Raw genomic sequence first — 20,720 nt, 5'->3', positions numbered from 1 at the left:
CGGTGTTTTCTGCTTGCCGGTTTATAGACGTCTCCCCGCATTGCCGCATGTGATTTTATCTCATGGACTTATTCCGTTTCGGCAAAGGCTCGTCATTTGCCAACGACGCGGCCGCACCAGGCGGCGAAATCCGCAGCCACGGCATGCCAGCCGATCTCGTTCAGGGTTTCGTGGCGCATGCCCCGATAGATCGTGTGTTCTACATGGCCGAAACCCGCTTCGCGGAAGCGTTCGGCAAGCCAGACGATCTCCTTGCCGTCATTGGTCGCGGCATCCTGATCGCCGCTGACAAGCAAAATCGGCAGCGTCTTCGGCAGGCGTTCGATGAGCCTCGGCGCACGATAGGACAATTCAAAGACATCCTGCCACAGGGAGACGCTGGCCTCGAACTGGCAAAGCGGATCCTCCACATAAGCGTCCACCGCTACCCTGTCATGGCTCAGCCAATCCGCATGAGTGCGTTTTTCCGGCATTCTGGCATTCCAGGCACGGAAGGTTGCTTTGGGCAGGATGGCGCTCGGCACATCAGAGCCTTTCAGCATCTTTTCAAGGCGCAGCACGATCTGTGCAAGACGGCCCATGACACCGGGATTGAGGTTGGAATTCCAGATGGACAGACCATCAAAGGCATCCGGATGGCTGACGGCGGTGTTGAGCGCCACAAGGCCGCCCATGGAATGGCCGAACAGGATGACCGGCAGGCCGGGATGTCTTTCGCCGACCATCCGGCGCATCGCCATGACATCGGCAACGACCTTGCTGGCTCCGTCCTTCCAGGCGAAGCGACCGAGAGGCGCATCGGCAGCCTTTGTGCGGCCATGGCCACGATGATCGTGGGCGTATACCTCGAAACCCTGCTTTGCCATGACATCGGCAAAACGGCGGTAACGGCCGGCGTGCTCCACCAGGCCGTGGCAGATCATCAGCACGCCGCGCGCCGGAGAAAGGGCAGAGGGCTGGTGGCGAAAGGCGATGGATGCGCCTGATGGAGCGTCGAGCCTCTCAATCCGGCTGAACGTCAAGTCATCCGTCGTCTCATTCATGCTTTCACCCGTGCCTGCCATGGTATCCCTTGTCATAATCATGGGGTCATAATCGTGCCAGAGGTTGCCCCAAGGTCCTATTTACCCTACATAGCGGCAAATTTCCCGATACGTACTCTTTAAAATCCGATGTGGAGCATTCGCTACAATGGCACGTCAATTCATCTATCACATGGCCGGGCTGAACAAGTCCTATGGCGCGAAGAAGGTTCTTGAGAACGTCCATCTCTCCTTCTACCCCGATGCCAAGATCGGTATCCTCGGTCCGAACGGTGCCGGTAAGTCGACCGTTTTGAAGATCATGGCCGGTCTCGACAAGGAATATACCGGTGAGGCCTGGCTCGCTGAGGGTGCGACGCTCGGTTATCTCGAGCAGGAGCCGAAGCTCGACGAAAACAAGACCGTGATGGAAAACGTCATGGAAGGTGTGGCGAGCAAGACGGCAATCGTCGACCGCTACAACGAGCTGATGATGAACTATTCCGACGAAACGGCGGATGAGGGCGCAAAGCTTCAGGACATCATTGACAGCCAGAACCTGTGGGATCTGGAAAATCAGGTCGAAATGGCCATGGATGCGCTGCGTTGCCCGCCTGGCGACTCGGCAGTAACCGGCCTTTCGGGTGGTGAGCGTCGCCGCGTGGCGCTCTGCAAGCTGCTGCTTTCGCAGCCTGACCTGCTGCTGCTCGACGAACCGACCAACCATCTTGACGCTGAAACCATCGCCTGGCTCGAAAAGCACCTGCGCGACTATCCCGGCGCCGTGATGATGATCACCCACGATCGCTACTTCCTCGACAACGTCACCGGCTGGATTCTCGAACTCGACCGTGGCCGTGGTATTCCCTACGAAGGCAACTATTCCGCCTATCTGCAGGCAAAAGCCAAGCGCATGCAGCAGGAATCCCGCGAAGACGCCTCGCGCCAGAAGGCCATCAGCCGCGAACAGGAGTGGATCGCTTCCAGCCCCAAGGCTCGCCAGACGAAGTCCAAGGCGCGTATCCGCGCTTATGACGAACTGGTGGAAGCCGCTGAAAATCGCCGTCCCGGCGACGCGCAGATCGTTATCCCGGTCGCCGAGCGTCTGGGCCGCGTCGTTATCGAGGCGGAAAACCTCACAAAGTCCTATGGTGACCGGGTTCTGATCGAAAACCTCACCTTCAAGCTGCCTCCGGGCGGCATCGTCGGCGTCATCGGCCCGAACGGTGCGGGTAAAACCACGCTGTTTCGCATGATCACCGGTCAGGAAAAGCCCGATAGCGGTTCGGTGACCATTGGTGAGACCGTGCACCTTGGTTACGTCGACCAGAGCCGCGATACGCTGGCGGGTGACAAAACCGTCTGGGAGGAAATCTCCGGCGGCAACGACATCATCAAGCTCGGCAAGTTTGAAACGAACTCCCGCGCTTATTGCGGCGCCTTCAACTTCAAGGGCGGCGATCAGCAGCAGAAGGTCGGCAACCTCTCCGGTGGTCAGCGTAACCGCGTTCACCTTGCCAAGATGCTGAAGGCAGGCGGCAACGTGCTGCTGCTCGATGAACCGACCAACGACCTTGATACGGAAACGCTGGCAGCGCTCGAAGAAGCGCTGGAAGCCTTCGCCGGTTGCGCCGTTATCATCAGCCACGATCGCATGTTCCTCGACCGTCTGGCCACTCACATCCTCGCCTTCGAGGGTGACAGCCACGTGGAATGGTTCGAAGGCAACTTCGAAGACTATGAAAAGGACAAGGTCCGTCGTCTCGGCCCGGAAAGCATCAAGCCCGGCCGCGTCAGCTACAAGCGCCTGACGCGCTAATCCTGTTCTCGGATCACTTCAGAAAGGCCCGCCCAAAAGCGGGCCTTTTTTGATGCAATAAATGGGGCTTAAGGGGAGAGCGTGGCAAATTGCGCTTGCATCTCGCGTGACGCCGACATAAAGATATCTTTATATGTTGATTAGATTGCAAGGTGCGGCAAACGTGGCGTTCGGTTTGGATAAATTGGTGGATCTCTTGAAGGCGGCCGGCGAGCCGACGCGCTTTCGCTTGCTGGCGCTTCTGGCGGCCGGCGATCTGACCGTCACCGATCTCACCGAAATTCTCGGCCAGTCGCAGCCCCGTATTTCCCGTCATCTCAAGCTTTTGACTGAAGAAGGGTTGATCGAGCGGTATCAGGAGGGCGCCTGGGCCTATTTCCGCCTGCGGCAGGATGGCGAGCCCGCCGTTGTTATCAGGCAGCTGCTGGGCGCCGCATCGCCCTCTGACGCCGTTCTCCAGCGTGACAGCGAACGCCTTGCCACCGTCAAGCGGGTAAGGGCGGAGCGGGCGCAGGATTATTTCAGCCGCAATGCCTCCGCCTGGGACGAGTTGCGCCGCCTGCATGTGAGCGACGAGGCCGTGGAAGGCGCATTGCTGAAGCTGGTCGGAACCACCCCGATCGACTCGCTGCTCGATCTCGGTACCGGGACGGGCCGCATCCTCCAGCTTCTGAGCGGTATCTATCGCCGGGCAATCGGTGTCGATGCCAGCCGCGACATGTTGTCGGTGGCGCGCTCAAATCTGGACAAGGCGGGCGTGGTCAATGCATCCGTTCGCCATGGCGATATTCTCAACCTGCCGCTGGAAGGCCAGGATTTCGATCTGATCGTCATCCATCAGGTCCTGCATTTTCTCGATCAGCCGGAGATCGCGCTTTCCGAAGCCGCCCGCATGTTGCGTCCCGGTGGCCGGCTGATCGTCATCGATCTTGCACCGCATTCCTTCGAGCATCTTCGTGATGAGCATGCGCATGTGCGGCTCGGCTTTTCGCATCCGCTTATGGATGAATGGCTGAAAAAGGCCGGGCTCGTGCTCGACCGTGCCGTCGATCTTCATTCTGAACGGGCGTCCGATGAATCCTTGGACGTCACGATATGGGTTGCCCGCGACCAGCGGCTGCTGATGGCAGACGATGTGGTGCAAGAGGCCGTTTTACTTGCTGCCGGGAGGGCATGATATGTTGAGGTCGGAAACCGCGCGCCACAATGGCGAAATCCGGGGGGATATCCGGTTATCTTTCGAGTTTTTCCCGCCCAAGAACCCCGAGATGGAGAACCAGCTCTGGGAAACGGTTGCCGAGCTGAAGAAATGGGATCCGGATTTCGTCTCCGTCACCTATGGCGCGGGCGGTTCCACCAAGGCGCCGACGCTGGATGCGGTGCGCCGGATGATCGGTGACAGTCATCTGCCGACCGCCGCGCACCTGACCTGCGTTGATGCCAGCCGTGACGACGTGCATCAGGTCGTTGAAGAGTTTCGCAATGCTGGCGTTCGCCATTTCGTGGCGCTGCGCGGCGATCCGTCGACCGGTATCGGCACGGATTACAGGCCGCATCCGCAAGGTTACGAGAATGCCGCCGCCCTGGTGAAGGGGCTACGCGATATCAGCGATTTCGAGGTTTCCGTTTCTGCCTATCCCGAAAAGCACCCGGAGAGCGCCAGCGATGCGGTCGATATCGATATGCTGAAGCGCAAGGCGGACAACGGCGCAACGCGGGCGCTGACGCAGTTCTTCTTCGATAATGACGTGTTCGAGCGCTACATGGAGCGGGTTACGGCTGCGGGCATCACCATTCCGGTGGTTCCGGGTATCATGCCGATCCAGAACCTGACCCAGCTCAAGCGTTTCGCCGGCCGCTGCGGTACCAGTGTGCCCAGTTTTCTGGATGAGCGTTTTGCAGGTTATGATGACGATCTCGAGGGACGCGCCCGCGTTGCGGCGGAAGTTGCTGCCGAGCAGATCGCCGATCTTCAACGGCGCGGTGTCAACGAGTTCCATCTCTACACCATGAACCGTGCGCCGCTGGTCGATGCGGTGCTTGAGAACCTCGGTCTTGAGCGTTTGCGCCGCAGCGCCGCCTGATTTCAGATATCCCATTTACGACAGGAAAAAAGCGCAGGCCCGACAGGACCTGCGCTTTTCAAACTCGTGTCATCTACGGTTCTTTTCTGCGTTTGGTCTTCACGTCTCGTCAGATGAAAAGCATCATCGCTACGAACAAAAACGCCAAACCGACTGCCAAGGCATTGAGAGATTTTGTAAGTCCCATGGGTGCCTCCTGTTGTTGACAGGTTCGATAATATGACCGTTTTGTGGCACTTGAAAAGCGGTTTCTGTGATGCGGTGCAGCATGCTTTGTCGCCGCTTAAAAAAGTAACTTCTGTAATTAATTGAAAATAAAAGATTATTTTCTCATCACGCAGTGCTTCATATCTTTAAAAAAAGTAAATGACCGGGGTGTTATCCCCAGTCATCCGGTCGAGATTAACAGTTTAAGCCTTGATTCCGGCCGATAGATTAAAGGCCCGAAGGTGCGATTAACACAGGTTAAAGCGCCTGGAGAAGTGCCTGGGTCGGCCATCCATCCGCAGGGATTCCGAGACGCTGCTGTTCCTTCTGGATGGCGACGCGGGTGCCGGAACCGAGAATTCCGTCCACCTTGCCAACATCGTGGCCGCGCGCTTCAAGCTTGGTCTGCAACTCTTTCATCGTCGCGTCATCGAAGCCCGGATCGGGATTGCCCTTGTTATAGACAGGGGCGCCCATCAGACGGTTGGCGAAATAGGCAGCCGAGGTCGTGTAGATGAACGACTGGTTCCATTCCAGATAGATGTTGAAGTTGGGATAGGTGAGGAAGGTCGGTCCCTTGCGGCCCTGCGGCATGATGAGGGCTGCGGGCAGGGAGGCGAAATTTTTGTTACCGTCGCGCGGGGTCACGCCGAGGGTAAACCAGTCACCGGCGGTAAGCGAACCGCCGAGGCCGGATTTCTCCCAGGGCAGGTTTTCCGGTACGGAAACTTCCTGCATCCAAGGTTCGCCCTTCTTGAAGCCGAGGTGCTGGATGAATTTCGCCGCCGTGAGGATCGCATCCGGTGCGCTGCTCTTGACGTTGACATGGCCATCGCCATCACCATCGATGCCGAAAGCGATGATGTCCTTGGGCAGCATCTGTACCTGGCCGATTTCACCGGCCCACGCACCCGTGTTGGACGTGGGGTCGAGATCGCCATGCTGGACCATTTCGATGAGGGCCAGCAATTGCGGACGGAAGAGTTCCGGGCGGCGGCAATCATGCGAGAGGGTCACCAGCGCGTTACGGGTGTTGAAATCGCCCTGGACGGCACCGAAATCGGTCTCCATGGCCCAGAAGGCGGCAATGACGCCAGCCGGTATGCCGAATTCGTTCTCGGCACGGGCAAAGGTCGATGACAGCTCCTGCAGCTTCTTGCGGCCGATATCGAGACGGGCCTGGCTGACGGTGCGCTGGGAAAATTCGAGGAAGGTCTGGCGGAAGACGCCCTGTGCGCGGTCACGCGAAAGCACTTTGGGGTCTATCTGCGCGCCGGCCAGCGCCTTTTCGATGGCAGCCGCCGGAACACCCTTGGCAGCGGCCTCAGCCTTCACGCCCTCAAGAAATGCGCCGAGATCACCGCCGCAGGCAACCTGCTTTGGATCGTCAGGCGAGGCCACAGGCGGTGTGGCAAGGGCGGAGCCGGTGGAGAGAAGCGACAGAGCGGCGGCAAAAATGATGCTGCGCGACCGAAAAGTGGGCATGGGAATTTCCTCGATAGGTTGTTAGCCCGCTTTACCCACATGTTTGCGACAAAAAAACGGGTCCAGCGATCTGCCGGTGCAGAAGAACGCCGATTTTTCGAATGTGTTGCTTCTTGGCCGTATTATTTGGCCGAAGCGATCCATTTCCGCCAGTTTTTCTCACTTCCGGCGAAGACATTGATGTCGGTCGGGCCGTTGACGCCGGGCACGACGCCGGTGGCCGTATATTGCCAGAAGGCCCACTGCCGGTCTTCGTAAATCTTGGCGGGATGCGCGGCGACGGAGCGCACCCAGAAATGGTAATTCTTGAACTGGCCAACGAGGTTGTCGCGGTGGAAGTCGACCGAGGTGTAGATGATCGGGCGCTTGCCGTAATGGGCCTCGAGGCGGTCGAGGAAACGCTGCATCTCGGCACGGACGATGCCAGGAGCCGGGCGCGTCTTGCAGGTGGGGGAGGAGGGGTTCCATTCCACATCGAGAACCGGCGGTAGGGTGACGGCTTCCTTTGGCACGTTGCTGATGAACCAGTCGGCCTGAGCGTCCGCTGTCGAGCAGAAGTAGTAGAAATGGTATGGCGCGTGCAGGATATCTGCCGCCGCCGCGCTGCGCCAGTGGTCCCCAAATTTCGGATCGATGCGGTCTGAGCCTTCGGTGGCCTTGATGAAGACGAAGGAAACGCCGGATTTGCGAACGGTCCGCCAGTCGACGTCGCCATTCCATTTGGACACGTCGATGCCATGCACCTCGTGGCGATGCGGGTTGTTCGTGCCAAAATCCTGTGGGTCGGTATCGGAGAATTTCGGCTTGGAAACAGAAGCCGTTTCAAGCAAGTCATAGCTCGTGGACGTACAGCCGCCGATCAACAACATAGCCGACAAAAGTGCCGATAGACGCAGCCGCATTGGAACCCTGATGAATTATTGTTGCCCATCCGCAGCCGCAAAATGGCGCGCCGCGTCTCCCGATTTACCCATAACATGGTAAACAAGCCGTTATGGCAAGGGGCAGTGGCCTTTTTTCGGCTGGCAAGTCGCTGGATTCCAAGAGATTTGCGGTCTTTCAGTCCCAGTGGCGTATACTTGTAGGACCGCTGGCTGGCAGCGTCTTGCCCGCATTTGCAGAGGCGAGGCGCCTTAACCCTTGATGATCAGGCGTCTGCGAGAATACGGCTGACTTTTGGCTGCACTTCGGCGACCGGAAGCGTGATGATGGCCCGCCAGGCGTAACCCCGGGCAATCTCCTCGAATTCGAGATTACCGTCAAAACGGCCTGCCATGTTGGCCAGAACGTAACGGAGATTGGCGCGGGGCGTGACGTGGAAGCGGGTGAGCCATGCCTGCAAAAGTGCGCGGAACCACTTGGGCAATTGTTCCTGCTGGCCGAAATCGACGATGTGCAGCGAGCCGCCGGGCTTGAGAGCTGTCAGCGCCTGTTCGATCGCCTTTTCCCAGTCCGGTATCATCGAAAGCGCATAGGGGATCATGACTCGGTCGAAACCGTCCGGCTGACCGAATTCTACGGCGCGGAAAGCGGTGGCGTCGGCCACGCGCAGAACGGGGCGTTCCGTCTTTCCGGTAAAATTCTCGGATGCGGTCAGCAGCATTTCGGCGGAGATATCGAGACCGAACAGTCTTGCTTCAGGAAACTTGCGGCTGGCCAGCAGCAGGTTGCGGCCGGTACCGCAGCCGACTTCAAGCAGCGTGCCACCCTTGGGCACGTCGAGGCCGGAAATGGTCCTGTCGCGGCCCAGAAGGTAATATTTGCGGGTAATATCGTAGATATGCCGCTGGTGGCGATACATGCGGTCCATCAGGCTCGCATGCGCCTCATCCGCAAGGCCGACATTCTCGCCGATGGTTTTCATGCCAGAGCCCTCTGATAGATATGGAAGCCGCCATAGATGGCCGAACGGTCCATGGCGTTGAGCTCATTGGAGCGTTCCTCTAGATAGATCCACTGGTTGCGGATATCGGCCGAGAGACGGCCTTCGATCACGCTCTTTTCGGCAGCGGTGCGGAAAATGACGCGGGCGCCGGGAGCGGCGGTGCGGCTGATCTGCGACCACAATTCGTTGAGCTGCACGTCCGTCATCCAGTCCTGCGCATCGAGCAGAATGTAGCGATCGACGCCGTTTGCCGGTTTTTTGGAAAGCAGCTCGGTATAGGTGGCGTGGTGCACGGCAACGCGGGCGGTGTTGTCGCGGATCGTCTCGTAATATTCCCGCTTGAGATAAGCGGGCAGGGCACCCTCATGCGGCTCGGGATAACGGCGCGCGAAGGCCTGCCAGGCGAAATAATTGTCGCTGAGTGGAAAGTTGCAGGCAAGCTTTTCAAGTCGCTCCTTGAGGACGGAGGCGACTGTGCCGTCGTTGGAAAGGCTTGCCAGCTCGTCATATTGGCGGGGCGGAATGCCAAGGCCGAACAGCGAACTTTTTCGCTTCGTCAGCCAGCGCACCACCGGCTTGTCGAACAGCGGTGCGACCTTGCTGTCGAAGAACCGACGCTGTTCATCCAGCGTGCGGCTATTGGCCATTTCAGTCAGCCTGACGCCGTGCAGGCGCGCCATAAGGTGGCCGGCGCCGATGAAACGGCCGAGCAGACCGGTGCGGTATATGTTCCTGTCGAATACCGAGATGCGGCGACGGCCGGACAGGGTGCGTTTCGACCAGTAGGCCTTGGTCGTGTCGTCGAGATGGTCGGCGATGAATCGGTCGTAGCCATGACTATTGCTGCGCGTATTGGCGCGGCCGAACTGGCGAACCACATCCTGATGGGCCGGGAGATGGCGGAAGGCGGCAAGCTTCAGCTTGTTGAGAGCGATGTGATGCGGGTTAAGATCCACCACATCGATGCTGGCAGGGTTGCGGGAGAGGTAGGCCAGCATGTTGCAGCCGCCCGAGCCGATGGTGACGATACGGTGGCCTTCAGCAAGCTCCATCGCTTCCATATCGATTTCCGGGTCTTCCCAGATTTGCGGATAAACCAGACCGGAAAAGAGAACCCCGAAGAACCGTTCGGAAAAACCGCTTTTCGAGAGCGCCTTGTGCTGGAGCAATGCGGACTTCAGTTTCGTATTCTTGCTGAAGCCGGTCTTGGGTGCCGCACTCGTCATATGTTCACCTCTCAATAGATTGAGAGGCGTCTACAGTCACGACGCTACAGTTTGATGACAGGGGTTGTGGGCCGACGTAACGAATCGAAAAGGCGGTGTGAAACCACTCGGGTCTCAAGCTTTGATTTGGATGCGACGTCATGCTCGGGCTTGTACCGAGGATCCAGCCACATATCGTAAAATCAAAAGCTTGCAGATCCCAGGGACAAGCCCGAGGATGACAAAAGTGACGTGCTCGACGTTTTTAAGAAAAGCCGCTTTGCTGCATTGCAGTCCCGGCGCTGCTCAAAGGCTTACTTGCGCAGAACGTGCAGCATGCCCTTGCGCTTGGCATCGTAATAATAACCGCGTGCATAAAGCCTGACAGCATTGTCCCGGTTGTTGTCGGCAACAAGCCAGGCGCCGCTCAGATATTTGACGGCATATTTGAGGTTGGTTTCGGCATCGAACAAGCCAGAAGCGGGGCCATCAAAGCCCATGGAGCGGGCCGTGGCGTGCTTGATCTGCATCAGACCGAAGTGGCCGCCATTATAGGCGCCGGGATTGTATCTGCTTTCACGCTGCACCACGCGATGCACCAGATCTTCAGGCACATTATACATGACAGCGTATTTCGAAATAAGCCCGCTCAGCTTTTCACGTCCGGCCGGCGCGGATTTGTACGGCGCCGTCATCGTTTCGTTCTGCCGGATAGCGGCAAGGGCGGCGTTGGTCGGGCCGGCTGCATAGGCCAGAACCGTGCTGTCCGGCTTGGGCAGGGGAATGACTTTGCGTTCCGCGGTCAGTTCGGTACCGATCGACGGCGTTCCGGGCGGCGGCGGTGCGGGCGGGAAGCTGCCCTTGACGGCAACCACCTGCGGCAGGTCGGCGGCAGAGTTGTGGGCCGCCGGTTTCGCGGCGGCACTTGCGGTTTCGATCGCTGCGGCTGCCGGCGTTGCGGCGTGCGGTGCAAGAGCCGCAGCCGTCGTCGGCGCGGCTGTCGTTACCGTTGCCTGCGCGACCTCTGTCTGTTGTTGCTGCGGCTGCATCTGGGTTGGGCTTGCCACTGCCGCTGCAATTTCCGCTGCCGGCGGCAGCGCCACGCGGCCACCCTTGACGGCGGCGACGGTTGGAAGCGATTCGGGCTGGGAAGAGGCTGCCACGTCAGTGGCATGTGCTGCCGGTGCGGCGGCATCAGCCGGGGTACCAGCCGTTTCCGACTGTGCGGAGGCTTGTGCCGGTGCGGTTTGGTTGACTGCGGCTATTTTCGGGCCGTTCGGCCCTTCCTTTGCGGCATATTCGACGCTGGTGCATCCGGCCAAAGCCAGTGCAAGGCCCACCGTGGAAGACAGAAGAAGTGCGCTTCTTCCGCGGAATTTTGCCGAATTTCGCATGTTGCCGCCTTCGTTATGCCTGTCTGTCGATACCCCCGCGTCGAGCGAAGCAGGCAGTGTCCCATCGAGCTTTCATTAACCTATTGTAAGGATAGCGGCAAGCCGGGACGTGGCGTCGCGGTTTTTCAGGCGGCGATGCGGCGGTATCCGGCGCTGACGGCACGGCCAGAAATGAAGTGAGTGCGGTATTTCGGCCGGATTTTTTTGTTGCCGGACATGCGGCGCACCAGTGCCAGCGTGGAGCCGGCAAAGAGTGCCTGCGCTGCCAGAATGCCAAGTGCCAGCAACAGGATTGCGGCCTGCGCTACGGCCAGCGTTTCGACCGCATTGCCGGAGGTGGAAACGAATTGCGGCAACAGTGCCAGGAAGAACATGAAATAGCGCGGACGCAACGCTGCAATGGCGTAGCAATCACGGAAAATGCCGCTGGATGATTTGCCGGGCAGATTGTCATTGTCTGCATTGGCAGCCTGGGCGGCGGGGGTGGCAAAGTTCCATAACAGGAAAAGAATCAGCCAGCCGATACCAGTCCACTGAACGATTTCCACAAAGGCATGCGGCAGATAGGCAAGGCCAGCCGCTGGAATCGCAGATATCGTCATAGCTGTGACGATGCCAAGCGCGCCGCCAGTGACAGAGGCAAACACCGTTTTTCTGCCGCGGATAGCGGCATAGGAGGCGACAGAGAATACAAGGGGAGAGGGAAGTGCGAACACAACGGCACATGCTGCACAAAAAACCAGCCACGCCTGTCCAGACATTCTCTTCCTCCTTGCCCTCCCTGTCGCCGCTTTATCCAGCCTATCGTAAAATTAGGCCGCTGTGAACGGTTGACCGACGTGTTCCATCACTTCGGTGAACCATTTTGCAGACAGGTCGAAATGCTTTCCGCCCTTGATACGCGGAAACTCGATGGTCCGCAATTTACCCTTTTGGTCTTCGTCGTGGCCGGTGACGCCCGAGACCTTGTTCAGCGCGCTTTCGACGGCAAGATCGACCATGCCCTGGATGAGGCGCAGATCATCGCCATTGGCGGGAGCGGAGCGGGCGAAGTAACCGGATTTCTGGACCATGGAGCGTTCGGCGCCGATGAGGCCGGCGAATTGCTTCTGGAACCAGCCGCCGACATTGATGGTGTCGATCTTCACATGGCCGAAGGCATCGCGCTTGACGGCCTCACCGGCGGCTTCGCGTTCGGCAACGATGGAATCGAGCCCCGCACCTTCGGAAACGAACAACGTGACGTAGCCGTGTTTGTCCATGATCGCCTTCAGCCGTTCGGCTTCCGCTTCGATGTCAAACGCCATTTCCGGCAGGTAGATGCCGTCTATGTTCTTCATCTGCGTGTTCATCATCAGTCCTTCGACATATTCATTGCCGTTGGTCTTCTGGATGTAGGCGCGGGCGGTCGCAGCCGTCAGCCAGCCGCAATGGCGGCCCATGACTTCGTGGATGACAAAGGTCTTCGGCGCAGCACTCTGCTCGTTGCTGACATTGTCGAAGAAGGAAGCGCCCACTTCGGCCGCGGTCCATGCGCCGAGCGACTGCCTGATCGGAACCACGTCGTTATCCACGGTCTTCGGCAGCCCGACGACGGTCAGATCGTAACCGTTGGCGCCGAGATAGGCGGCAAGGTCGGCGGCCGTCGTGTTGGTGTCGTCGCCGCCGATGGTGTGGAGAATGGTGATGCCGTCGGCAGCCAGCCGTTCGGCGGCAACGCGCAGCGGATTTTCACCCTCTTTCACCAGCCCGCGCTTGGCGCAATCGGCAGCGTTGGTGAGCTTTACGCGGCTGTTGCCGATCGGCGATCCGCCATAACGGTGCAGCAGATGCGCCTTTTCGCGCATGTCCTTGTTGATCTCGATCCGGTCGCCCAGAAGCACGCCCTGATAGCCGGAACGATAGGCCACAATGTCAATATCAGGCGCGACGTCGCTATAACGCTCGATCAGGCCGCCAACGGCTGAAGAGAGACAGGGAGCAAGGCCACCCGCGGTCAGCATTGCGACTTTCTGTTTGGCCATCGTGGCTCTCCTTTGCTTGGATAGAAAGATATGTCTGGCAAATGGATGCGACAGCCACGTGTAGGTGTAAAGTGAATTTATCACGAAAAATGCCGATTTCTCGCGGTTTTTCAGCAGCTTGGGCAAAGAAGCCGAATATAATCGTTTCAATCGCCTCCAACCTTGCACCAGGCTTCGCCGTCTGTGGAAAACCGTTGCTCTCCCGTTTGCCGCCCCCTTGCTCCTGAAGAAAAACTGTCGCAAAAATGAATAAAAGTTAATGCCGCAGCGGCGCCGCGCATATTGCATTCACGGCGATATGCCGTCATGCTTGGCGTCATGATGTTCGATTTCGCCTGTTTGCATATTTCATCCCTGTGGGAACGGCTGCTCGGCGCGATCGGTGACGCGGCAGGCAGCACGCTCGGTCGCGTGGTAGAGGCGATCCGTACCCTTTTCGAGGGAGATCCGGAGACCCGCCGCAAGGTTTCTTTTTCCGTGGCCATTATCGCGCTGTCGGCAAAGATGGCCAAGGCAGACGGTGTCGTGAACGATGCCGAAGTGCGCGCCTTCCGGCAGATTTTCGATTTTCCTGAAGAAGAAGCCAGAAACGTTGCCCGCCTTTATAATCTCGCACGCCAGGACGTTGCGGGATACGAGGCCTATGCCGAGCGTCTTGCCGGTCTTTGCGGCTCCGGCCATGACAATTGCGAGATGCTGGAAAGCGTCATCGATGGCCTGTTCCACATCGCCAAGGCAGACGGCTTGATCCACGAGCGGGAACTGGCGTTCCTCGGCCGTATCGCGGAAATCTTCCATATTACCGAAGATCATTTCGAAACGATCATGGCACGGCACGTCCATATGGATGGGCGCGATCCCTATCGTGTGCTTGGCGTTTCGCCCTCGGACGACTTTCTGGATATCCGCAAGCGTTACCGTTCACTGGTTGCCGAGCACCACCCGGACAAGCTCATCGCGCGCGGTGTGCCGATGGAATTGCACGCTGCCGCGAATGAGCGTATGGCGGCTCTCAATGCCGCCTATGAGGCCATCGAGAAAGAACGCCGCGTCGCATGAGTGAATTTCTGCCGGATTTCAACCCGGATTTCGGGGGCGCAACCATTGTGCCTTCTCCCAACCATGGCGAAAGACAGGGCGTGGCAGGCCCGGATATCATTCTCCTGCACTATACCGGCATGACGACAGCCGATGGCGCCCTTTCGTGGCTCTGCAATCCCGAAAGCCAGGTATCCAGCCACTATTTCGTTTTTGAAGACGGGCGTGTCATGCAGCTTGTTGCGGAAACTCGCCGCGCCTGGCATGCGGGCAAAAGCAGCTGGGCGGGGGAGGCGGACATCAATTCCCGCTCCATCGGGATTGAAATCGCCAATCAGGGCCATCCGGGCGGCCTGCCGGAATTTCCGGAAAAACAGGTGGCTGCCGTCATCGAATTGTGTCGCGATTGCGGCCAGCGGTGGTCTATCGCCCCTGAAAGGGTGCTTGCGCATTCCGATGTGGCGCCGATCCGCAAGGTTGATCCGGGTGAAAAATTCCCATGGGACATCCTGTCGCGGCACGGTGTCGGTCATTGGGTGGAGCCTGCGCCGATCCGCGGCGGACGTTTTTTTCAGCGCGGCGATCACGGCCAGCCGGTGGAAGCGCTCCAGTCCATGCTATCCATTTACGGATATGGCGTTGAAATAACAGGCGCATATTGCGAAAAAACAGAAGGTGCCGTGGCCGCCTTTCAGCGGCATTTCCGCCCGGCGCTGGTGGATGGTATCGCGGATTTTTCCACGATCGACACGCTGCATCGGCTGATTGCCAGCCTTCCGAAATTTTCGGCCGTTTGAACGCCGTTTCTGGAAAAGCCTTCCCCGTTTCCCGGTCGCGCAAGTCGATTTTTTTGTTGTGCCACAGTTAATCCGCATTGAGGAAGTCTAAGAGCCGCAGTGGACGCGGTGCTGTTCTTCAGGGGAGCTTGCCGTCAATATCAATCAAGGAGACTGGACGGTAGAAGGTCGTAATCGACTTTCCGCGCGCTGGACGTTTTTATCGTTTCATTGTTCCGGTTATCCGATCTGGAGACTATTTCAACAGATGAACAGAGTTTTTGTTGCTGTCGCAGCGGGCGTTGCTATGCTCGTTTCGCAGGCGGGGATTGCTTTTGCCAAAGACGAGGACGTCAAGACCAAAACCGTGACGCTGGGGACCTTCTTCCGTACGCCCGGTTATCCCGTTCCCGAAAAGAGCCTGCCTTCGTCGCTCAAGAACGACTATTCCGATCTGATCGTCAAATATGCCAAGCGTTACGGCGTCCCCACCAATCTGGCCCATGCCGTCGTTTCTGTAGAAAGCAAGTTCAACCCTAGGGCTCGCGGCAGCGCAGGCGAGGTCGGGCTGATGCAGATCAAGCCGGCAACGGCGCGCATGATGGGCTTTCGCGGCACGACCAAAGCCCTCTTCGACCCCGAGACCAATATTCGCTGGGGCATGCAATATCTGGCAACCGCACACCAGCTTGGCGGCGGTGAGGTTTGCAGCACGATCCTGCGTTACAATGCCGGCCACGGCGCCACCCGCATGAACCCGGTGTCCAAGCGTTATTGCGGCAAGGTCCAGGCGCTTCTGGCCAGCTGAGGTCTTTTGCTCAAGCGTGTCGTGATGTTTCAGATTGGCCATAAGCTTTAGGTCCTTGTTTTAACGCATCTCGTTATTGCAAAACCGCTGCACGCTCTTGCGCGGCATGTTTCGGACGTCACGAAAATCGATTCCGGTTTATGCGTTCATGCTGTAGTCAGGAGCAAACCTGATGCGGAGCATGACATGCCGGATTTCAAATATATCGTGGTCGGTGCCGGAATGATGGGTGCGGCGGCAGCGAGACACCTTTCGGCGCAAACGGATGGCGTGGCGCTGATCGGGCCGGATGAACCCGCCGATCGCAAGACCCATAACGGTGTGTTTTCAAGTCACTATGACGAGGCGCGCATCACCCGTGGTTTCGATGGCGATCCCGTATGGGCGGAGCTGGCGCAACGCTCCATCCGGCGCTATGCCGAGATCGAAGCAAAAAGCGGCATCCGTTTCTTCACCGAAGCGGGCTGCCTGTTTACGGGAAACGGTAAGGGGCTTGCCGGAGACTACGTTTCGCGAGCCTTGGTCTCGACCGACCGTCTCGGTCTAGGCGTGGAAACGATTGGCAGCGATGCGCTGGCTGGCCGGTTCCCGATGTTTTCCCTGCCGTCGGATCACGACGGTTACTTCGAGGCGCACAATGCCGGCCACGTCAATCCGCGTGCGCTTGTGAGGGCGCAATGCAAGATTGCTGCTGCGCAGGGCGCGCGACTGATCCGCGAGACGGCGGCGCATGTTCGCGATACCTCCCAAGGTGTGGAAGTTTCCACCAGGGAAGGGGCCGTACACACGGCCGAAAAGGTCATAGTGGCGGCTGGCGGTTTCACCAACATGGCTGATCTTCTGCCTTCCCCGGTCGATATGGCGGCAACGGGCCGCACCATCGTGTTTTTCGAACTGGACGAAGCAAGGCAGGCCCTCTTCGGCTCCATGCCCTCGACCATCGTGCTGGCGGAGACCGAGGACGATATCGTCTATATTCTGCCCCCTGTGCGTTACCCCGACGGCAAGGTCTATCTGAAGATCGGCGGTGAGAGCGAAAAGGGCAGGCTGGAAACGCTGGCCGAAGCAGTCGGCTGGTTTCATTCCGACGGCACGCCGGGCGAAGTGGAATTCCTGACGAAACGGGCGCTATCGCTCATGCCGGAACTTGCGGGCTGCCCCGTGACCTCTGGTTCCTGCGTCGCATCCATTACTCGTAGCGGTTATCCATATATCGGCTATACGCAATCTTCCAATATCGCGGTTCTGACCGGTGGCAATTTCGTTTCCGCCAAGTCTTCCGACGAAATCGGGCGGCTAGGCGCGGTGCTGCTTCTGCATGGCCAGCTGACCGAGAGTGATTTTGCCGCCGAAATGTCGCCGGTTTTTATCTGACATTCAGCAGCGAAGCGGCTACAAAATCGCAGCTGTACTAGAGCGGGTTGAGGCGAAGACGGCGGCATGTCGGGACATTTCAAATATATCGTTGTCGGTCGTGGCATGATGGGTGCTGCCGCCGCCCGCCATCTGGCGGAAACCACCGAAGGTGTGGCCCTGATCGGCCCCGGTGAACCTGCCGACATCAAGTCACATCCGGGTGTTTTCGCCAGCCATTATGATGAGGCGCGCATTACCCGCACCATTGATGGCGATGCGGACTGGGCGCTACTCGCCAACCGCTCGATCGCGCGCTACACCGACATCGCGGCAAGGAGCGGCGTGGAATTTTACGCTCCCGTCGGCTGTCTGATGGTTGGGCCTGAACGCGGTGGCGACAATCCCTTTGTCGACAACGTCTGTGAGGCAGCGGCGCGTCTGCGGGTTTCCACGGAAATGCTTGACGACGCAGGTCTGAAAAGCGCCTTTCCCTATTTCTCCTTCGAGCCGGGCTGCGAGGGCGTGTTCGAAAAGGACAATGCCGGTTACGTCAATCCGCGCGCGCTGGTGAAGGCGCAGAGCGTTCTGGCAGACAAAGCCGGCGTTACGCTCATCGACGATATAGTTGTCTCGACGCGGGAAGAGGCTGGCCGTGCACGCGTCGAGACGGCCTCGGGCGCGGTTTATACGGCAGACCGGGTGCTGGTCGCTGCGGGTGGCTTCTCGATCACGAAGGATTTGTTGCCGCAGCCCGTCGCTCTCAATGTCTATGCGCGCACCGTCGCCTTCTTCGAGGTAGACGAGGCGGAGCTGGGACAATATGCGGGCATGCCGTCGCTGATTTACGAGCCGCGCGACACGACGAAACATATCTATCTCCTGCCGCCCGTCCGTTATCCCGATGGCAGGTTCTATCTGAAAATCGGCGGCGATCCCGATGATAAGAAGCTCGATAGCGATCCCGAAATCCGCGCATGGTTCCGTTCCGGCGGGCGCGAAAGCGTTCGCGACCATCTCTCCGCCATCGTCGGGACCTTGGTGCCATCCATCGACCGGTCGCGCATTTCCATGGCCGCCTGCGTGGTGTCCAAAACGCCGGGCGGTTATCCGGCCATCGGCTTTACGACGTCACCGCGCATTGCGGTTCTGACTGGCGGCAACGGTACGGCGGCCAAGAGTTCCGACGAGATCGGGCGGTTAGGCGCCCTGTTGCTGCGGGATGGAAAAATTGGCAACGACGCCTATGCAACGGATTTCAAGCCTGCATTTCTTTGATCTTCCGTTACGCTTTTCGGTGGCTTTCGCCAAAGAACATGGGTATTGACGCCATGCCAGTTGGCTGGGCAGCCGCGCTTTACCAATGTCGAAAGACGGTAAGGTGAGGAAAGTCCGGGCTCCACGGAAATACGGTGCCGGATAACGTCCGGCGGGGGCGACCCCAGGGAAAGTGCCACAGAGAGCAAACCGCCATGCCTGGCATGGTAAGGGTGAAAGGGTGGGGTAAGAGCCCACCGCGCCGCTGGTGACAGTGGTGGCAAGGTAAACCCCACCGGGAGCAAGACCGAATAGGGATGACACGGGGCGCGGGCGAAAGCCTTCGTCTACAGCCGGTTTCCGGGCACGTCATCCGGGTGGGTTGCGAGAGGCGGCATGCAAATGCCGTCCCAGATGAATGGCTGCCACGTTCCGGGTCAAACCGGAGCCATACAGAACCCGGCTTACAGGCCAACTGGCGAATTTCTTTTCCATTCCGCAGGCGAGCGCCGCGGCAGGAAATATCTATTTCATTGTTTTAAAACAGAAAAAAGGTGGTCTTACCGAGCCTTCGTGTGCCGTGAAAAAGCATCATGGGGTGTGAAGTAAACCATTCGTTAAACTTAACGGCTTATGAATTTCCGATGCGGAGTCGGTATCGTGCCGGCTTCTCCCATTGACGCCCATAGTGTCCCATGGTATCCCAAATGCACACCACACTGGGTCGTGTTTTTGACCCGCAATCGCTGAAACGAGTGAGGAGCCTGCAACGGGCTGCTGCAGGGCATGTCGCCCTGACGCTTGGCGATGTGTCGTGCGTACCGGTGTTGTCTGTGGGGCGGATGATTCGCTTTGCGGAATGCGGTTTTGGCGAGTTGAGTAATGGACCGCTTTTTATCGAACGTAACGAACAGGATCGACGCCAAGGGGCGCGTTTCGGTTCCGTCTCCGTTTCGTTCGGTGCTGGCACAGCGTGGGATTCAGGAGCTTTATTGTCTTCAGGATTTCGCGTTTCCGGCAATCAGTGTCGGCGGTCCGGATTTGCTGGAGCGCTACGAGCGGCAGATCGCGTCCATGGATGCCTTCTCGCCGGAGGCAAACGCAATGTCGCTGCTGGTACACGGCGGCGGCGTTTTCATGAAGCTCGATCAGGAAGGTCGGTTGATGGTGACGGATTTCGTCCGGGAATTTACCGGCATATCCACGGATGTCACCTTCGTTGGACGAGCGGATCATTTTCAGCTTTGGCAACCGCAGGCGTTTTTGGCGGCGCAGGCGGCAGCAAGAGCGGGGCGCGGTTTTTCGGCTGCACGCCCCGCATAGGACGGGGACACGGAATGGCGGCGAATTCTGGCGGGCGATCTTCTGATGCCGGTGAGGGACCTCAGCGTCACATCCCGGTCCTGCTTCGCGAAGTGATCGCTGCGCTCGAACCCGCATCTGGCAAGGTCATCCTCGACGGCACTTTCGGCGCCGGTGGCTACACCCAGGCAATTCTCGATCAAGGTGCCAATGTCATCGCGCTTGACCGCGATCCGAACGCGATCGCCGGCGGCCAGGCCATGGTTGCTGCAAATGGCGGCAGGCTTACCCTCATTCAATCGCAATTTTCCGATCTGGCAAGGCACGCGCCGGAAGGCGGTCTTGACGGCGTGGTTCTCGATATCGGCGTTTCCTCCATGCAGATAGACGAGGCCGAGCGCGGTTTTTCCTTCCAAAAGAACGGTCCTCTCGACATGCGCATGTCTAGCTCCGGCGTTTCGGCGGCGGATGTCGTCAATCGCGCCAAGGTCGGCGATCTCATCCGCATCTTCGGTTTTCTCGGCGAGGAAAAGCAGCCGGGCCGCATCGCCCGCGCCATTGAAAAGAAGAGGGCGGAAGAGCCCTTCCGCACCACGCGCGATCTGGCGGGCCTCATTGAAATCGTTACGCCGCGCAAGGCTAAAGACAAGATCCATCCCGCAACACGGGTGTTTCAGGCGCTGCGCGTTTTCGTCAATGACGAACTCGGCGAATTGGCGCAGGCCCTGTTTGCTGCCGAGCGGGCTTTGAAGCCCGGCGGCCGGCTGGTTGTCGTCACGTTCCATTCGCTCGAAGACCGCATCGTCAAGAAATTCTTCTCCGAACGTTCCGGAAAGGCGGCGGGTTCCCGCCATCTGCCGATGGTGGAGGACAAGCCCGCCATTTTCGAAAATATCGGCAAGCCGATGATCGCTGCAAGCGACGAGGAGGCGGAGATCAATCCGCGGGCCCGTTCGGCCAAGCTGCGCGCGGGCCTGCGCACGGCGGCACCTGCCCGGGCGGCAGATTTTTCGATTTTCGAACTTCCCGATCTCGCCAGCCTTGAAAAGATGGGAGGCTGA

18 protein-coding genes and 1 other RNA gene are annotated in these 20,720 nt (G+C 58.8%); 11 read left to right on the top strand and 8 right to left on the bottom strand.

Features of this window, described 5'->3' with window-relative positions:
* Positions 1-92: 92 nt before the first annotated feature.
* The gene (locus G6L97_RS08585) at positions 93-1,064 is read right to left on the bottom strand and encodes an alpha/beta fold hydrolase (RefSeq protein ID WP_174002866.1); all 972 of its coding nucleotides are present in this window, start codon (positions 1,062-1,064) and stop codon (positions 93-95) included.
* 127 nt (positions 1,065-1,191) lie between these two features.
* Between G6L97_RS08585 and ettA the strand changes: the two genes are divergently transcribed.
* From ettA to metF, 3 genes are all read left to right on the top strand, one after another.
* On the top strand, positions 1,192-2,841 hold the full coding sequence (ettA, locus tag G6L97_RS08580; RefSeq protein WP_003513287.1) for an energy-dependent translational throttle protein EttA: 1,650 nt from the start codon (positions 1,192-1,194) through the stop codon (positions 2,839-2,841).
* Positions 2,842-3,004: 163 nt separating this feature from the next.
* Positions 3,005-4,018: an ArsR/SmtB family transcription factor gene (locus G6L97_RS08575; RefSeq protein ID WP_019565268.1), complete on the top strand. Its 1,014-nt coding sequence runs from the start codon at positions 3,005-3,007 to the stop codon at positions 4,016-4,018.
* Between the two features lies 1 nt (position 4,019).
* Positions 4,020-4,925 (top strand): methylenetetrahydrofolate reductase [NAD(P)H], encoded by a 906-nt coding sequence (gene metF / locus G6L97_RS08570; protein ID WP_013636527.1) that lies wholly within the window; start codon positions 4,020-4,022, stop codon positions 4,923-4,925.
* A gap of 465 nt (positions 4,926-5,390) precedes the next feature.
* Here the strand turns inward: metF and G6L97_RS08565 are convergent, their stop codons facing one another.
* The 7 genes from G6L97_RS08565 to G6L97_RS08535 all read right to left on the bottom strand — a co-directional run bounded on the left by G6L97_RS08565 (position 5,391) and on the right by G6L97_RS08535 (position 13,125).
* Positions 5,391-6,617: a lytic murein transglycosylase gene (locus tag G6L97_RS08565; RefSeq protein WP_003513276.1), complete on the bottom strand. Its 1,227-nt coding sequence runs from the start codon at positions 6,615-6,617 to the stop codon at positions 5,391-5,393.
* Positions 6,618-6,739: 122 nt separating this feature from the next.
* Positions 6,740-7,519: a glycoside hydrolase family 25 protein gene (locus G6L97_RS08560; protein WP_013636525.1), complete on the bottom strand. Its 780-nt coding sequence runs from the start codon at positions 7,517-7,519 to the stop codon at positions 6,740-6,742.
* A gap of 245 nt (positions 7,520-7,764) precedes the next feature.
* Positions 7,765-8,481, bottom strand: coding sequence for a class I SAM-dependent methyltransferase (locus G6L97_RS08555; RefSeq protein WP_162686693.1), 717 nt, complete (start codon positions 8,479-8,481; stop codon positions 7,765-7,767).
* On the bottom strand, positions 8,478-9,728 hold the full coding sequence (locus tag G6L97_RS08550; protein WP_111783566.1) for a DUF3419 family protein: 1,251 nt from the start codon (positions 9,726-9,728) through the stop codon (positions 8,478-8,480). The genes G6L97_RS08555 and G6L97_RS08550 overlap by 4 nt, the downstream gene beginning before the upstream one ends.
* A gap of 293 nt (positions 9,729-10,021) precedes the next feature.
* The gene (locus G6L97_RS08545) at positions 10,022-11,101 is read right to left on the bottom strand and encodes a lytic transglycosylase domain-containing protein (protein WP_038491642.1); all 1,080 of its coding nucleotides are present in this window, start codon (positions 11,099-11,101) and stop codon (positions 10,022-10,024) included.
* Between the two features lie 125 nt (positions 11,102-11,226).
* Positions 11,227-11,862, bottom strand: coding sequence for a LysE family translocator (locus tag G6L97_RS08540; protein ID WP_111783565.1), 636 nt, complete (start codon positions 11,860-11,862; stop codon positions 11,227-11,229).
* Positions 11,863-11,913: 51 nt separating this feature from the next.
* Positions 11,914-13,125, bottom strand: a complete 1,212-nt coding sequence (locus tag G6L97_RS08535; RefSeq protein WP_003513264.1) for a pyrophosphate--fructose-6-phosphate 1-phosphotransferase — start codon at positions 13,123-13,125, stop codon at positions 11,914-11,916.
* 318 nt (positions 13,126-13,443) lie between these two features.
* Between G6L97_RS08535 and G6L97_RS08530 the strand changes: the two genes are divergently transcribed.
* The 8 genes from G6L97_RS08530 to rsmH all read left to right on the top strand — a co-directional run bounded on the left by G6L97_RS08530 (position 13,444) and on the right by rsmH (position 20,720).
* Positions 13,444-14,184: a J domain-containing protein gene (locus G6L97_RS08530; protein WP_013636520.1), complete on the top strand. Its 741-nt coding sequence runs from the start codon at positions 13,444-13,446 to the stop codon at positions 14,182-14,184.
* Entirely contained in the window at positions 14,181-14,960 is a 780-nt protein-coding gene (locus tag G6L97_RS08525; RefSeq protein ID WP_111783564.1) for an N-acetylmuramoyl-L-alanine amidase, read from the top strand. The genes G6L97_RS08530 and G6L97_RS08525 overlap by 4 nt, the downstream gene beginning before the upstream one ends.
* 247 nt (positions 14,961-15,207) lie before the next feature.
* Positions 15,208-15,747 carry a lytic transglycosylase domain-containing protein gene (locus G6L97_RS08520; RefSeq protein ID WP_003513258.1) on the top strand — a complete coding sequence of 180 codons (540 nt, stop codon included), beginning with the start codon at positions 15,208-15,210 and terminating at the stop codon, positions 15,745-15,747.
* Between the two features lie 186 nt (positions 15,748-15,933).
* The gene (locus G6L97_RS08515) at positions 15,934-17,121 is read left to right on the top strand and encodes an NAD(P)/FAD-dependent oxidoreductase (protein WP_111788410.1); all 1,188 of its coding nucleotides are present in this window, start codon (positions 15,934-15,936) and stop codon (positions 17,119-17,121) included.
* Between the two features lie 66 nt (positions 17,122-17,187).
* Positions 17,188-18,378 (top strand): FAD-dependent oxidoreductase, encoded by a 1,191-nt coding sequence (locus tag G6L97_RS08510; RefSeq protein WP_111783562.1) that lies wholly within the window; start codon positions 17,188-17,190, stop codon positions 18,376-18,378.
* A 56-nt stretch (positions 18,379-18,434) separates the two neighbouring features.
* An RNA gene (gene rnpB / locus G6L97_RS08505) (RNase P RNA component class A) lies at positions 18,435-18,840 on the top strand.
* A gap of 399 nt (positions 18,841-19,239) precedes the next feature.
* A complete protein-coding gene (gene mraZ / locus G6L97_RS08500) occupies positions 19,240-19,680 on the top strand; it encodes a division/cell wall cluster transcriptional repressor MraZ (protein WP_003513235.1) in 441 nt (146 codons plus the stop codon).
* Positions 19,681-19,694: 14 nt separating this feature from the next.
* Entirely contained in the window at positions 19,695-20,720 is a 1,026-nt protein-coding gene (rsmH, locus tag G6L97_RS08495) for a 16S rRNA (cytosine(1402)-N(4))-methyltransferase RsmH (protein ID WP_111783561.1), read from the top strand.

Source organism: Agrobacterium tumefaciens (assembly GCF_013318015.2).
Classification (GTDB): domain Bacteria; phylum Pseudomonadota; class Alphaproteobacteria; order Rhizobiales; family Rhizobiaceae; genus Agrobacterium; species Agrobacterium tumefaciens.
The sequence above is the reverse complement of the archived record's forward strand: the minus strand, read 5'-3'. Positions and strand labels throughout refer to the sequence as shown.

Excerpts from the sequence above, each read along its gene's own strand:
- G6L97_RS08585 (WP_174002866.1), bottom strand. The coding sequence starts at position 1,064 with ATGGCAGGCACGGGTGAAAGCATGAATGAGACGACGGATGACTTGACG.
- ettA (WP_003513287.1), top strand. The coding sequence starts at position 1,192 with ATGGCACGTCAATTCATCTATCACATGGCCGGGCTGAACAAGTCCTAT.
- metF (WP_013636527.1), top strand. The coding sequence starts at position 4,020 with ATGTTGAGGTCGGAAACCGCGCGCCACAATGGCGAAATCCGGGGGGAT.
- G6L97_RS08565 (WP_003513276.1), bottom strand. The coding sequence starts at position 6,617 with ATGCCCACTTTTCGGTCGCGCAGCATCATTTTTGCCGCCGCTCTGTCG.
- G6L97_RS08560 (WP_013636525.1), bottom strand. The coding sequence starts at position 7,519 with ATGCGGCTGCGTCTATCGGCACTTTTGTCGGCTATGTTGTTGATCGGC.
- G6L97_RS08555 (WP_162686693.1), bottom strand. The coding sequence starts at position 8,481 with ATGAAAACCATCGGCGAGAATGTCGGCCTTGCGGATGAGGCGCATGCG.
- G6L97_RS08550 (WP_111783566.1), bottom strand. The coding sequence starts at position 9,728 with ATGACGAGTGCGGCACCCAAGACCGGCTTCAGCAAGAATACGAAACTG.
- G6L97_RS08545 (WP_038491642.1), bottom strand. The coding sequence starts at position 11,101 with ATGCGAAATTCGGCAAAATTCCGCGGAAGAAGCGCACTTCTTCTGTCT.
- G6L97_RS08540 (WP_111783565.1), bottom strand. The coding sequence starts at position 11,862 with ATGTCTGGACAGGCGTGGCTGGTTTTTTGTGCAGCATGTGCCGTTGTG.
- G6L97_RS08535 (WP_003513264.1), bottom strand. The coding sequence starts at position 13,125 with ATGGCCAAACAGAAAGTCGCAATGCTGACCGCGGGTGGCCTTGCTCCC.
- G6L97_RS08530 (WP_013636520.1), top strand. The coding sequence starts at position 13,444 with ATGATGTTCGATTTCGCCTGTTTGCATATTTCATCCCTGTGGGAACGG.
- G6L97_RS08525 (WP_111783564.1), top strand. The coding sequence starts at position 14,181 with ATGAGTGAATTTCTGCCGGATTTCAACCCGGATTTCGGGGGCGCAACC.
- G6L97_RS08520 (WP_003513258.1), top strand. The coding sequence starts at position 15,208 with ATGAACAGAGTTTTTGTTGCTGTCGCAGCGGGCGTTGCTATGCTCGTT.
- G6L97_RS08515 (WP_111788410.1), top strand. The coding sequence starts at position 15,934 with ATGCCGGATTTCAAATATATCGTGGTCGGTGCCGGAATGATGGGTGCG.
- G6L97_RS08510 (WP_111783562.1), top strand. The coding sequence starts at position 17,188 with ATGTCGGGACATTTCAAATATATCGTTGTCGGTCGTGGCATGATGGGT.
- mraZ (WP_003513235.1), top strand. The coding sequence starts at position 19,240 with ATGGACCGCTTTTTATCGAACGTAACGAACAGGATCGACGCCAAGGGG.
- rsmH (WP_111783561.1), top strand. The coding sequence starts at position 19,695 with ATGGCGGCGAATTCTGGCGGGCGATCTTCTGATGCCGGTGAGGGACCT.